General features: G+C 69.1%; 6 protein-coding genes. 4 read left to right on the top strand and 2 right to left on the bottom strand.

Annotation, left to right across the window (positions count from 1 at the left end; translation table 11 throughout):
* Positions 1-444: 444 nt before the first annotated feature.
* Together leuS and Mth01_RS11990 are read left to right on the top strand one after the other, a co-directional pair.
* Positions 445-2,907 carry a leucine--tRNA ligase gene (gene leuS / locus Mth01_RS11995; protein ID WP_204015881.1) on the top strand — a complete coding sequence of 821 codons (2,463 nt, stop codon included), beginning with the start codon at positions 445-447 and terminating at the stop codon, positions 2,905-2,907.
* A gap of 235 nt (positions 2,908-3,142) precedes the next feature.
* Positions 3,143-6,304, top strand: coding sequence for a S41 family peptidase (locus Mth01_RS11990; protein ID WP_239089595.1), 3,162 nt, complete (start codon positions 3,143-3,145; stop codon positions 6,302-6,304).
* A 4-nt stretch (positions 6,305-6,308) separates the two neighbouring features.
* Here Mth01_RS11990 and Mth01_RS11985 read toward each other — a convergent pair whose 3' ends face one another.
* Positions 6,309-7,478: a MalY/PatB family protein gene (locus Mth01_RS11985; RefSeq protein WP_239089594.1), complete on the bottom strand. Its 1,170-nt coding sequence runs from the start codon at positions 7,476-7,478 to the stop codon at positions 6,309-6,311.
* A 72-nt stretch (positions 7,479-7,550) separates the two neighbouring features.
* Positions 7,551-8,264, bottom strand: a complete 714-nt coding sequence (gene lexA / locus Mth01_RS11980) for a transcriptional repressor LexA (protein WP_239089604.1) — start codon at positions 8,262-8,264, stop codon at positions 7,551-7,553.
* A gap of 591 nt (positions 8,265-8,855) precedes the next feature.
* On the opposite strand from lexA, the gene nrdR reads away from it, so the two are divergent.
* Together nrdR and Mth01_RS11970 are read left to right on the top strand one after the other, a co-directional pair.
* Positions 8,856-9,320 (top strand): transcriptional regulator NrdR, encoded by a 465-nt coding sequence (gene nrdR, locus Mth01_RS11975; RefSeq protein WP_204015878.1) that lies wholly within the window; start codon positions 8,856-8,858, stop codon positions 9,318-9,320.
* Between the two features lie 150 nt (positions 9,321-9,470).
* Positions 9,471-13,601: a vitamin B12-dependent ribonucleotide reductase gene (locus Mth01_RS11970; RefSeq protein WP_204015877.1), complete on the top strand. Its 4,131-nt coding sequence runs from the start codon at positions 9,471-9,473 to the stop codon at positions 13,599-13,601.
* Positions 13,602-13,630 lie beyond the last annotated feature (29 nt).

Genomic DNA, 13,630 nt, shown 5'->3' with positions numbered 1-13,630 from the left:
CATGCTACCTCCCGCGATCATGCCCGGATTAGGGGTGCCTGGCATGGTCTCATGTGACGAGGGGGGTGTCGCGGGGAAACCGGAGAATGCCCCGCGAAACTGCTCGCCCGAGGGGTCGGTGGGCGGGTCCTGCATCGGCAGGCCCGACGGCGGGTAGGTATCGGCCACAGCGAAGACAGTAAACTAATGGGACATAAGAGGTCACAACGGATCTGTCACCATCGGGTATCGTAGCTTGACTTGCGACGTCAGCCCGGGTTGGTCGTCGGCGATCCGGTTGCCGCCTGCGCTAGTCTTTGTTGACGCTCCGCCACCCTGTTCGGGCAGCCCGCGATCTCGGGCCGCCGACGTGTCCCCGTGCCGGAGCGGGGATCTCGCGGAGCGGGGATCCGAACATCTGATGCTGTGACAGCTGATGTACCAGCCGCCGGGCGAGGAGTGGAAGTGGACGAACCGGTGTATGACCCCCAGGCGCTGCAGGCCAAGTGGCTGCCGCGGTGGGAGGAGTTGGACACCTTCGCCGCCGTCGAGGGCCCCGTGGACCCCAGGCCGCGCCGGTACATGCTCGACATGTTCCCCTACCCCTCCGGTGACCTTCACATGGGTCACGGCGAGGTGTTCGCCATCGGTGACGTCCTGGCCCGCTACTGGTTCCAGAAGGGCTACAACGTCCTGCACCCGATCGGGTGGGACTCCTTCGGCCTGCCCGCGGAGAACGCCGCCATCCGGCGCAACGCCCACCCCGCCGAGTGGACGTACGCGAACATCGACACCCAGGCGAACTCGTTCAAGCGGTACGCCGTGTCCTTCGACTGGTCGCGTCGGCTGCACACCAGCGACCCGGAGTACTACCGCTGGAACCAGTGGCTGTTCATCCGCTTCTTCGAGCGCGGGCTGGCCTACCGCAAGGGCGGCCTGGTCAACTGGTGCCCGGTCGACCAGACCGTGCTGGCCAACGAGCAGGTCGTCGCCGGGCGGTGTGAGCGCTGCGACGCCGAGGTGGTCCGCCGCGAGCTGACCCAGTGGTACTTCAAGATCACTGACTATGCCGACCGGCTGGTCGACGACATGGCGCAGCTTGAGGGCGGCTGGCCCGAGCGCGTGCTGACCATGCAGCGCAACTGGATCGGCCGCTCCACCGGTGCGGACGTCCAGTTCGAGATCGAGGGCCGCGACGAGCCGGTCACCGTCTACACCACCCGGCCCGACACGTTGTACGGCGCCACCTTCTTCGTGGTCGCCCCGGACGCCGCGCTGGCCGAGGAGATCGTCGCGCCGGAGCAGCGGGAGGCGTTGGCCGCCTACAAGGCGCAGGTCGCCAAGCTGTCGGACATCGAGCGGCTGTCCACGGAGAAGGAGAAGACCGGCGTCTTCCTGGGCACCTACGCGATCAACCCGGTCAACGGCGAGCGCATCCCGGTCTGGGCGGCCGACTACGTGCTGTCCGACTACGGCCACGGCGCGATCATGGCCGTGCCCGCGCACGACCAGCGCGACCTCGACTTCGCGCGGAAGTTCGGCCTGCCGGTCAAGGTCGTCGTGCACACCGGCCTGGCCGACCCGGGAGAGACCGGCGTCGCCACGCCCGGCGAGGGCACGCTGGTGAACTCCGGGCCGTTGGACGGTCTGCCCAAGGTCGAGGCGATCCAGAAGATCATCGAGATCCTGGGTGAGCGGGGCACCGGCAGGGCCACGGTCAACTTCCGGCTGCGTGACTGGCTGCTGTCGCGGCAGCGGTTCTGGGGCACCCCGATCCCGATCGTCCACTGCCCCGACTGCGGCGAGGTCCCGGTCCCCGACGACCAACTGCCGGTGACGCTGCCCGACATGCGCGGCGAGGCGCTGGCGCCCAAGGGGGTCTCCCCGCTGGCGAGCGCCGAGGAGTGGGTCAACGTCGCCTGCCCCAAGTGCTCCGGCCCCGCCAGGCGGGACACCGACACGATGGACACCTTCGTCGACTCCTCGTGGTACTACCTGCGTTACTGCGACCCGGACTACACCGACGGCCCGTTCGACGTCGAGCGCGTACGCGAGTGGGGCCCGATCGACCAGTACGTCGGCGGCGTCGAGCACGCGGTGCTGCACCTGCTGTACTCGCGGTTCTTCACCAAGGTCCTGTACGACATGGGCATGGTGGACTTCACCGAGCCGTTCCTGCGCCTGCTCAACCAGGGTCAGGTGATCAACCGGGGCAAGGCGATGTCCAAGTCGCTGGGCAACGGTGTCGACCTGGGCGAGCAGATCGACGCGTACGGCGTGGACGCGGTCAGGTTCACGATGCTGTTCGCCGGGCCGCCGGAGGACGACATCGACTGGGCCGACGTCTCCCCGGCCGCCTCGCAGAAGTTCCTGGCCCGCGCCTACCGCGTGATGGCCGAGGCCGGCGCGGCCTCCGCTCCGGGAGCCGGCTTCGCGGCGGGCGACCAGGAGCTGCGCAAGGTCACCCACCGCACCATCGACGAGGTCACCCGGCTGATCGAGTCGCAGCGCTACAACGTCGCGATGGCCCGCATGATGGAGTTGACCACGGCCGCCCGCCGGGCGATCGACTCCGGGCCGGGCGCCGCCGACCCCGCGGTGCGCGAGGCCGCCGAGACCCTGGCCGTCATGCTCTCGCTGGCCGCGCCGTACACGACGGAGGAAGGCTGGGAGCGGCTCGGCCACGCGCCGTCGGTCGCCACGGCGGGCTGGCCGGTCGCCGACCCCGCGCTGCTGGTCCAGGAGTCCGTCACCTGCGTCGTCCAGGTGGCGGGCAAGGTGCGCGACCGGCTGGACGTCGCACCGGACATCGCCGAGGCCGAGCTGGAGTCGCTGGCCCTCGCCTCCGACAAGGTCCGGCCGTACCTGGACGGGGCGCCGCGCAAGGTCATCGTCCGCGCGCCGAAGCTCGTCAACATCGTCCCGTGACCCGCTGAGCGCTGTGACCCGCTGAGCGCTGCGACCTGCCAACCCCTGCGACCTGCTGAAAAGGGCGGCCGCGCCGTACCCGGGAAGATCCGGTACGGCGCGGCCGCGCGCTCCGCGGACATCACAGCTCGCCGGAAGTGGTCGCCGCCGGACCTCCCACGCCGCGTAAAGTGCGGATGTGGGAAATGGCGCATACTTGAGATACCCCCACCTGAATGGTGACCTTCTCACCTTCGTGGCGGATGACGACGTCTGGCTGGCGCCCGTGGACGGTGGCAGGGCCTGGCGGTTCACGGCCGACCGGGTCGCGGTCGCTCACCCGCGGTTCTCTTCCGACGGCACGCGCATCGCGTGGACGAGCACTCGCGAGGGCGAGCCCGAGGTGTTCTCCGCCGATCTGGAAGGCGCCGAGAGCGAGCGGCTCACACATTGGGGCAACGCCACGACGGGTGTGCGCGGCTGGACCGAGGACGGGAACGTGCTGGCGGTCACCGCCGCGGGCCACGGCTCACGCTCCCGGCTGTGGGCCCACGCGGTTCCGCTGGACGGCGGCCCGGCGACGGCGCTGCCGTACGGCAGGGTCAGCGAGGCCGCGGTCAGCGGCCCCAGGGTGGCGACCGTCTCAGCGGTGTGGCGCGAGCCGTCGCAGTGGAAGCGTTACCGCGGCGGCACCGCGGCCAAGATCTGGGTGGACGCCACGGGCGACGGCGAGTTCACCCGCCTGTTCGCCGACAACCCCGCCCAGCACTGGTCGGTCATGTGGGTGGGGGAGCGGATGGCCTTCCTCGCCGACACCGACGGCGACGGCAACCTCTACTCCTGCCTGCCCGACGGCTCGGACCTGCGGCGGCACACCACGCACCGCGGCTTCTACGCGCGCCATGCCGCATCAGACGGCTCACGCGTCGTCTACGGCTTCGGCGGCGACCTCTGGCTGCTGGAAAGCCTGGAAGCCGAGCCGTACAAGCTGGACATCACCCTGGGCGGGCCGCGCCCGGCCAGGGCCAGGCGGCCGGCGCCGAGCAGGGTCGGCGGCTTCGCGCCGGACCGCACCGGGCGGGCCAGCGCGGTCGAGATCCGCGGCACCGCCCACTGGCTGACTCACCGCGACGGCCCCGCGGGGGTGCTGCGCGCCGAGCCCGGAGTCCGGGTACGGCTGCCGCGGCCGCTCGGCAACGCCGGCCGGGCCGTCTGGGTGTCGGACGCCTCCGGAGAGGACGCGTTGGAGATCGGCACCCTGGAAACCGGAACACTGGAACTCGGAACACCGGGCGGTGAGATCCGCACGCTGGGCGCCGGTCAGATCGGCCGGGTGCTCGACCTGGCAGCCGCCCCGGACGGCGAGCACGTCGCGGTCGCCACCCACGACGGGCGGCTCCTGGTGGTGGACCTCGACTCCGGGAACGTCCGCGAGTTGGACCGCACCACCCACGGCGACGTGCAGGGCCTGACGTTCTCGCCGGACTCGGCCTGGCTCGCCTGGGCGCACGCCTACCAGGCCGAGCGCTGCCACCTCAAGCTGGCCCGCGTGGACGGCGGCACCTCGATCGCGGTGCCGCCGATCGAGGTGACGCCGCCGCGCTTCAACGACTACAGCCCGTCCTTCACCATGGACGGCAGATACCTGGCCTTCCTGTCGGACCGCACGTTCGACCCGGTCTACGACGCCCATGTCTTCGATCTGTCCTTCCCCGCCGGCTGCCGGCCGTACCTGGTGCCGCTCAAGGCCACCACACCCTCGCCGTTCGCCCCCTCCCTCGCGGGCCGTGGCTGGGGCGGGGAGGACGACGCCGTTTCGGACGCCGAGAACGACGGCAGGAAGGCCGCCAAGAACGACGGCAAGTCCGAGGCGCCGCCGATGACCGAGGTGGATGCCGACGGGCTGGCGGCGCGGATCGTGCCCGTGCCGGTACCCGCCGGCACCTACTCCAACCTGCGTGCCGCCAAGGACGGCCTGCTGTGGCTGTGCCACCCACTGGGCGGGCAGCTCGGCGACGGCACCGAGCCCGGAGCGCCGGTCCTGGAACGCTACGACCTGGCCAAGCGCAAGGTCACCGAGCTGGACGGCGAGTTCGGCGCCTTCGAGGTGAGCGGCGACGGCACGCGCCTGGTGGCCACCGGCGGCGGCGGCCTGCAGACCCGCGCCACCGGAGAGGACGACGAGGTCGTGACCATCGACCTGGACCGGGTGGCCGTGACCATCGACCCGGTCGCGGAGTGGCGGCAGGCCTACCACGAGGCCGGGCGGCTCATGCGTGACCACTTCTGGCGCGCGGACATGAACGGCGTCGACTGGCCGGGCACGCTCGACCGCTACGCCCCCCTCGTGGAGCGGATCGGCGCCTACTCCGAGCTGATCGACCTGCTCTGGGAGGTCCAGGGCGAGCTGGCCACCTCCCATGCCTATGCGCGGCCAAACGGCACCGCCCGCGATCCCAGGCGCCGTCAGGGCCTGCTCGGCGCCGACCTCGCCCGGGGCGAGAGCGGGATATGGCGGATCAGCCGCATCCTGCCCGGGGAGTCCTCCGATCACAAGGCCCGCTCGCCGCTGCTCGCGCCCGGCGTCGCCGTCCGGGAGGGCGACGCGATCGTCGCCGTGGGCGGGCGCCCGGTCGATCCGGTCCGCGGGCCGCTGGCACTGCTGTCCGGTACGGCGGGGCGGCCCGTGGCGCTGACCGTCCGGCCCGGCTCCGGCGGCGAGACCCGTCGGGTCGTCGTCACGCCCATCGCCGACGAGACGCAGCTGCGGTACCACGACTGGGTGGCCGGACGGCGGGTGTTCGTGCGTGAGGCGTCGGGCGGGCGGCTCGGCTACCTGCACGTGCCGGACATGGTGGCCACCGGGTGGGCGCAGTTCCACCGGGACCTGCGTGCCGAGATGGACTTCGACGGGCTCATCGTGGACGTCCGCGACAACGGCGGCGGTCATGTCTCCGAGCTGGTGCTGGAGAAGCTGCAGCGGCGGGTGACCGGGTGGTCGCTGGCCCGGGGGTACGAGCCGACGCGGTACCCGGAGGACGCACCTCGCGGGCCCGTCGTGGCCGTCACCGACGAGTTCGCCGGGTCGGACGGGGACATCGTCAGCGCCGGGATCAAGAACCGCCGCATCGGGCCGCTCGTGGGCACGCGGACCTGGGGCGGTGTGATCGGCATCGACTCGCGGTACTCGCTGGTGGACGGGACCGTCGTCACCCAGCCGCGGTACTCGTTCTGGCTGGAGGGCGAGGGGTGGGGCGTGGAGAACCACGGTGTCGACCCGGACGTCGAGGTCATCGTGACGCCGCAGGACCTGGTCGCCGGACGGGACCCGCAACTGGCCCGGGCGGTGGAGCTGGCCCTGGCGGCGCTGGAGGACAGGCAACCGGCGACCCCGCCCGAGTTGCCGCCGCTGCCGTGACCCGTCAGGCGAGAGCGGAGGAGATCCTGGCCAGGATCTCCTCCAGGATCGCCTCTGACGTCCCGAAGTTGAGGCGGACGAAGGCATCGCCGCCGCCGTAGAGGGGGCCCGGGCCGACCTTGACCCGGGCCTCCCGCTCCAGGAAACCCGCGGCGTCCGTCGCCACCGGGGACCCGTACGCGGACAGGTCCAGCCACGCGAGATAGGTCCCCTCGGGCATCCGGTAGCCGACTCGAGAGGGGAGCCGCTCAGCGATCAGCTGCCGGTTGCGGTCCAGGATCCGCAGGACCTCCTCCAGCCACCGATCGCCGTGCCGCCAGGCCGCGACCGTCGCCTCGACGTCCAGCGCGCCCGGCGCACCGTAGATGTGCGGAGGCCGGCCGTCCAGGGCCGTCCGTACGGCCTCCGCCCCGATGTGGGCGATCGCGCAGTGGACGCCGCCCATGTTGAAGGCCTTCGACGCCGAGGTCAGCGTGACCGTGCGCTCGGGCAGGATCGTGGCGAAGGGGATATGACGGGCGGGGGAGTAGACGAGGTCGGCGTGGATCTCATCGGAGATCACAAGTGCGTCGTGACGCTCGGCGTACTCGGCCAGCGCGGCCAACTCCGGCTGGGTGAAGACACGGCCCGAGGGGTTCTGGGGGTTGATCAGGAGCAGCACGGGCGCGGGCTCGTCCGGCACCTCGAATCGGCCGTCCGGCCCGATCGGGATCGGCAGCACCCGCCTGCCCATGTCTCGGAGCGTCTCGAGGAACGAGTTGTAGGCCGGCATGTGCAGCGCGATCGGGTCGCCGGGCCGGGTCGTCAGATGCAGCAGCACCTGAAGCGCCTGGTTGAGATCTGTGTAGGTCCTGACGTGGGCGGGGTCGGGGCGCCAGCCGTACCGGCTCTCCATGCGTTCGGCGAAGGCGTCCGCCAGCGGGCCACAGCCGGGCTGCTCCAGCCAGGTGGGATAGCCGAGGTCGGTGGCGGCGCGGCGTGCGATGGCCTCCCTGATCACATCGGCGATCGGAAAGTCCATGTCGGCCACCCATGATGGGATCACATCCGGGGGAACGACCCCCCACTTGATCCCGTCACGGGTACGGCAGGCGGTCACATTGAGCGAGTCCAGGCCATGTAAATCCCGGCCATGCCGATCCACGTCATCCGGCACATCGCACTCATAAGTCACGGGACCACCCTAATCCGTTGCTTCGCGGCGCGCTCGCACCGCGAAGTCCAAGGGAAAACGGCCGGGGAGTGCCTAGAGCTTGCGCAGGACCGCCGTGACCTTGCCGAGGACGGTGGCCTCGTCGCCGGGGATGGGCTCGTAGTTCGGATTGTGCGGTATCAGCCACACGTGCCCGTCCTTGCGCTTGAAGGTCTTCACCGTGGCCTCGCCGTCGATCATCGCGGCCACGATGTCGCCGTTGTCCGCCACCGGCTGCTGCCGCACGACGACCCAGTCGCCGTCGGCGATCGCCGCCTCGATCATGGAATCGCCGGACACCTGGAGCAGGAACAGCGTGCCCTCGCCGACGAGCTGCTTCGGCAGCGCGAACACGTCCTCGATGCTCTGTTCGGCGAGGATCGGCCCGCCCGCGGCGATCCGGCCGACCAGCGGTACGAAGGCGGCGGTGGGGCGGTTGAAGCCCCCCTCCTCCTGGGCGGCGTCCGGGTCGACCCACAGGACCGGCTCGCCGGGCAGCCGGACCTCCAGAGCCCTGGGGCGGTGCGGGTCACGGCGCAGATACCCCTTACGCTGGAGCGCCGTGAGCTGGTGTGACACGCTCGAGGTGCTGGTCAGATGGACCGCTTCCCCGATCTCCCGCATCGACGGCGGATAGCCGCGCTGTTGGACCGAATCCCGGATCACCTCAAGGATCTTGCGCTGCCTCGGGGTGAGGCCAAGCGAGTCACGCCTGCGAACCGCGAGGTCGCCTGCGTCATCCGCCTTGGCGCTTCGGTCACTCACGATGCCACCTCTCAATCCGTGTTCCCTGCGTTGCTCAGGGTTTCTGCACTGCTCAGGGCGACCGTACCGCGATTCAAGATCATCATCAAACAATTGTTCGATTTTTGGCTAAATCGCAGATCCTGGCGTTCCGTCACATCGTACGGGAGTTCGATCGACATCGTGTTCGACTTTCTAGATTTCCCTTCTTCTGAGCATTCGTTCGCGAAGGGGAGGGATGTCGGGAGGGATAAGGAAAGCGTCGCGGTGATTTCCGGACTCGCGTCTCGAGTGTTTCGCGGCCTCGACGACCGGGCCGCCTGGGAGTCCGCCCGTGGCGCCGGCCGGGAGTGCCGTCGGGGATGTCGCGGGGGCGCGGCCGGGGTATGGTCGGCCGGTCCGGGGGGTCTGCCGCGACACGCCGAGGTGAACAGGGACTTCGATTCCGATGTGCTCGCCAACTTGCGTTCAAGGTCGGGCACTCCTACGGTTGGACCACAACATCTAGTAGTCACATCGGTGTAAGTTCCCTAGACCTTGTGGTTGAACCCGTGGTTTCAGACCTGTGGTTTCACGCTATGTGGTGCCAAGGGACGCGTTGAGGGAGGCGATGGCGTGTACTGCCCGTTCTGTCGTCATCCGGACACGCGGGTCATCGACAGCCGATCGACAGAGGACGGAGCGGCCATCCGCCGCAGGCGCTCCTGCCCCCAGTGCGGGCGCAGGTTCACCACGCAGGAGACCGTGCTGCTGATGGTGAGCAAGCGCAGCGGGGTCACCGAGCCGTTCTCGCGCGACAAGGTCATCGCGGGGGTGCGGCGGGCCTGCCAGGGGCGGCCGGTCAGCGAGGACTCGCTGGCCCAACTCGGGCAGCGGGTGGAGGAGACCATCCGGGCCACGGGAGCGGCCGATATCCCCTCGCACGAGGTGGGACTGGCCATCCTCGGCCCACTACGGGATCTCGATGAGGTCGCCTACCTGCGCTTCGCCTCCGTCTACCGCGGATTCGAGACGCTGGCCGACTTCGAGGCGGAGATCGAGCAGCTCAGAGTCGCGCGAGCCGCCGCTGACGGGCGATAGCCCGATCCGAGGCCGCAGGGCAGCGCGACGATGTGGTCATGGCGTGGTTGGGCAGCGCGGGTGAGCAGTCTCAGTGGTTGAGCAGTCTGAACAGGGCAGGCACGTGGTCCGACACGAAGGGGCTCCACGGGCCCCTAGAAGGGGGAAGTCATGACGGAGATCGCGAACGGCACCGCGACCGGCGCGGGGGATCGCGGGAGCAGGCGTTCGCGCAAGGGGCTGAAGATCAAGCGAGTCTTCACCACTCCCGGAGTGCATCCGTACGACGAGGTCCGCTGGGAGCGCCGTGACGTCGTGATGACGAACTGGCGCGACGGCTCGGTCAACTTCGAGCAGCGCGGTGTGGAGTTCCCCGACTTCTGGTCGGTCAACGCGGCCAACATCGTGACCACCAAGTACTTCCGCGGCGCCGTCGGCACCCCGCAGCGCGAGTGGAGCCTCAAGCAGCTCGTCGACCGGGTGGTCGGCGTCTACACCAGGACCGGCGTCGAGCACGGCTACTTCGCCACCGACGAGGACGCGGAGATCTTCGATCACGAGCTCAAGCACGCCCTGATCCACCAGGTCTTCAGCTTCAACTCCCCCGTGTGGTTCAACGTCGGCACCGCCTCCCCTCAGCAGGTATCGGCGTGCTTCATTTTGTCCGTAAATGACACGATGGAGGCGATTCTCGACTGGTACAAGGAAGAAGGGGTGATCTTCAAGGGCGGCTCCGGCTCCGGGATCAACCTCTCCCGCATCCGGTCGTCGAAGGAGCTCCTGTCCAGCGGCGGCACGGCCAGCGGCCCGGTCTCCTTCATGCGCGGCGCCGACGCCTCGGCCGGCACGATCAAGTCGGGCGGCGCGACCCGCCGGGCCGCCAAGATGGTCGTCCTCGACGTCGACCACCCGGACATCGAGGAGTTCATCGAGACCAAGGCGCGGGAGGAGGACAAGATCCGCGCCCTGCGCGACGCCGGTTTCGACATGGACCTGGGCGGCAAGGACATCGTGTCCGTGCAGTACCAGAACGCCAACAACTCGGTCCGCGTCTCGGACGAGTTCATGCGGGCGGTCGAGGCCGGTGACGGGTTCGGCCTGCGGGCCAGGCTGACCGGCGAGGTCATCGAGGAGGTCGACGCCAAGGGCCTCTTCCGTAAGATGGCCCAGGCCGCGTGGGAGTGCGCCGACCCCGGCCTGCAGTACGACGACACGATCAACGACTGGCACACCTGTCCGGAGACCGGGCGCATCACCGCGAGCAACCCCTGCTCTGAGTACCTCCACCTGGACAACTCCTCGTGCAACCTCGCGTCGATCAACCTGCTGAAGTTCCTGCGTGACGACGGCGCCTTCGACATCGCGGACTTCGTCAAGCTGACCGAGCTGATCATCACCGCGATGGACATCTCGATCACCTTCGCCGACTTCCCGACCGAGAAGATCACCGAGACGAGCCGGGCGTACCGGCAGCTCGGCATCGGGTACGCCAACCTGGGCGCGCTGCTCATGGCCACCGGCCACGCGTACGACTCCGAAGGCGGCCGGGCGATCGCCGCGGCGATCACCTCGCTGATGACCGCCGTGTCCTACCGTCGCTCGGCCGAGCTCGCCGGGATCGTCGGGCCGTACGACGGCTACCAGCGCAACGCGGAGCCGCACAAGCGGGTCATGCGCAAGCACGCGGCGGCCAACGACGACCTGCGCACGCTCGACGACATGGACAAGGCCATCCATGGCGAGGCAACCCGCCAGTGGCAGGACTGCCTGCGCATCGGAGAGAAAAACGGATATAGGAACGCACAAGCCTCATTGTTGGCGCCCACCGGCTGCCTCACGGGCGACACTCTGGTCACTACAGACCGCGGTTTGGCGCGACTGTCGGAGATCGGCAACGTGTACGGTGACCGCTGGCAGGACCTCGACATGACGGTCTCCACCGACGAGGGGCCTCGTCGTGCGACGAAGTTCTTCGTCAACGGAGAGGAGCCCACACGGCTGATCCGGACGGAGGGCGGATACCGGATCCAGGGCACGCTCACCCACCGCGTCAAGGTGGTCGATCGGGCCAGCGGCGAATGGGTCTGGAAGCGGCTCGCCGACCTCGCCGAGGGGGACGTGCTGCCGATGCAGCTCCGGACGCTGGTCGGAGATCCTCGTGAGGTCCCACTGCCCGTGCTCGACCAGGCTTATTACGCGGGGGACCGCGACCTTACAGTGCCTGACGTGGTGACGGACGAGCTCGCCGAACTGGTGGGCTACTTCATGGGCGACGGCAGCCTGCATGCTAAGGGCATTCGCCTCTGCGTGGCTGACACCGACCTCGACGTGGTCGAGCGGTTGCGGATCCTCTCCAAGGGCTTGTTCAACCTGGAGCCCGTGGTCACCCAGAGGGAGGGGTACCGCGAGGTCGTCCTCCAGTCCGTAAGGCTGGCGCGCTGGTGGCAGGCGTCCGGCTTCGCCAAGGACCTTCCCGGGGTGGACCACTCGGGGAAGGGCTGGACTCCTCGTGTGCCGTCCGCCGTACTCGAGACGAATGACGCGGCCACCTACGCCGCGTTCCTCCGAGGGCTGTTCGAGGCCGACGGGACCGTCCTTGAGGGAGTGCCCAGCATTTCGACCGCGTCTCAGTCGTTCGCCGGCGAGATCCGGACGCTGCTGCTCGCGCTCGGGCTGATCACGACGACCCGTAAAACCGTCAGCGGGTTCGGGGGTGACATCTTCCAGGTACGGCTCCGCAACGTCGACCATGCCCTGAACTTCGACGAGATCATCGGCTTCATCGGGGAGCGGAAGGCGAGCCTTCTGGCCTTCCTGGAGCCGGACCGTTCGGCGAAGAAGGACTACGTGCATCTCCCCAGGGTGGTCTGGGAGGAACTGGTCCCCAAGGGGCACCGATCGCGGGACGCGGTGCTCCAGTCGATCCGCAGGACGGCCGGCGTTCCCCGGATGACCGCCAAGCTCCTCTTCAGTGAGACGCTCGACTCCAGGCTGGCCCATGCGCTCGGCTATGCGTTCGAGACCGTGGCCGTGAACGAGGACGGCGGCGTGCAGCCGACCTATGACCTCTCGGTTCCGGACAACGTCACGTATGTCGCGAACGGCATGGTGAGCCACAACACCATCGGGCTCATGATGGATTGTGACACTACGGGTATTGAGCCCGATTTGGCGCTGGTCAAGTTCAAGAAGCTCGTCGGCGGCGGTTCCATGCAGATCGTCAACCAGACGATCCCGCGGGCGCTGCGGAAGCTGGGCTACCAGAAGGAGCAGGTCGAGGCGATCGTCGAGTACATCGCCGAGCACGGCCACGTCGTGGACGCCCCCGGCCTCAAGCGGGAGCACTACGAGGTGTTCGACTGCGCGATGGGCGAGCGGGCCATCGCCCCGATGGGCCACGTCCGGATGATGGCGGCTACCCAGCCGTTCCTGTCCGGCGCGATCTCAAAAACGGTCAACCTTCCCGAATCGGCCAGTGTGGACGATATCGAGCAGGTCTACCTGGAGGGCTGGAAGCTCGGGCTGAAGGCGCTCGCCGTCTACCGGGACAACTGCAAGGTCGGACAGCCGCTCTCGGCCGCCAAGAAGACGTCCGATGAGGCGGAGGCCAAGGACGAGAAGCCGGCCGTCCAGGTCGTCGAGGTGCCGCGTCCGCGCCGCCGCCGGCTGCCGAACCAGCGGCCGAGCATCACCACCCGCTTCACCGTGGCCGGCGCCAAGGGGTACATGACCGCCTCGTCCTACCCCGACGACGGCCTCGGCGAGGTCTTCCTCAAGATGTCCAAGCAGGGCTCGACCCTCGCCGGCGTGATGGACGCGTTCTCCGTGGCCATCTCGATCGGCCTGCAGTACGGCGTGCCGCTGGAGAGCTACGTCCAGAAGTTCGTCAACATGCGGTTCGAGCCGGCCGGGATGACCGACGACCCGGACGTCCGGATGGCGCAGTCGGTCATGGACTACATCTTCCGCAGGCTGGCCCTCGACTACCTGTCGTACGAGGACCGCGCCGCGCTGGGCGTCCTGTCGGCGGCCGAGCGTATGGCCGAGCAGCGCGGTGAGGACCCGGCCGCCCTCAGCGAGGTCGTGGACACCGCGGCCCTGGCCCAGTCGGCGCCGATCGAGGAGAAGAAGCCCGCACGGACGGCCGAGTCACCATCCACGGAGGAGTCTCGCACGTCTCTGGAGAGCCACCAGGGCCGTACGGCCGACGCCCCGCTGTGCATGACCTGCGGGACCAAGATGCGTCCGGCGGGAAGCTGCTACGTCTGCGAGGGCTGCGGCAGCACCAGCGGCTGCAGCTGAGCGAGCCGACGGAGGGGGCGGAGAACCGG

The organism is Sphaerimonospora thailandensis (genome assembly GCF_016863115.1).
Taxonomy (GTDB): domain Bacteria; phylum Actinomycetota; class Actinomycetes; order Streptosporangiales; family Streptosporangiaceae; genus Sphaerimonospora; species Sphaerimonospora cavernae.
This window is presented reverse-complemented; position numbering and strand designations above follow the sequence as displayed.

Bases quoted from the DNA above. Each gene is read 5' to 3' on its own strand.
- Mth01_RS11970 (WP_204015877.1), top strand. From the start codon at position 9,471: ATGACGGAGATCGCGAACGGCACCGCGACCGGCGCGGGGGATCGCGGG.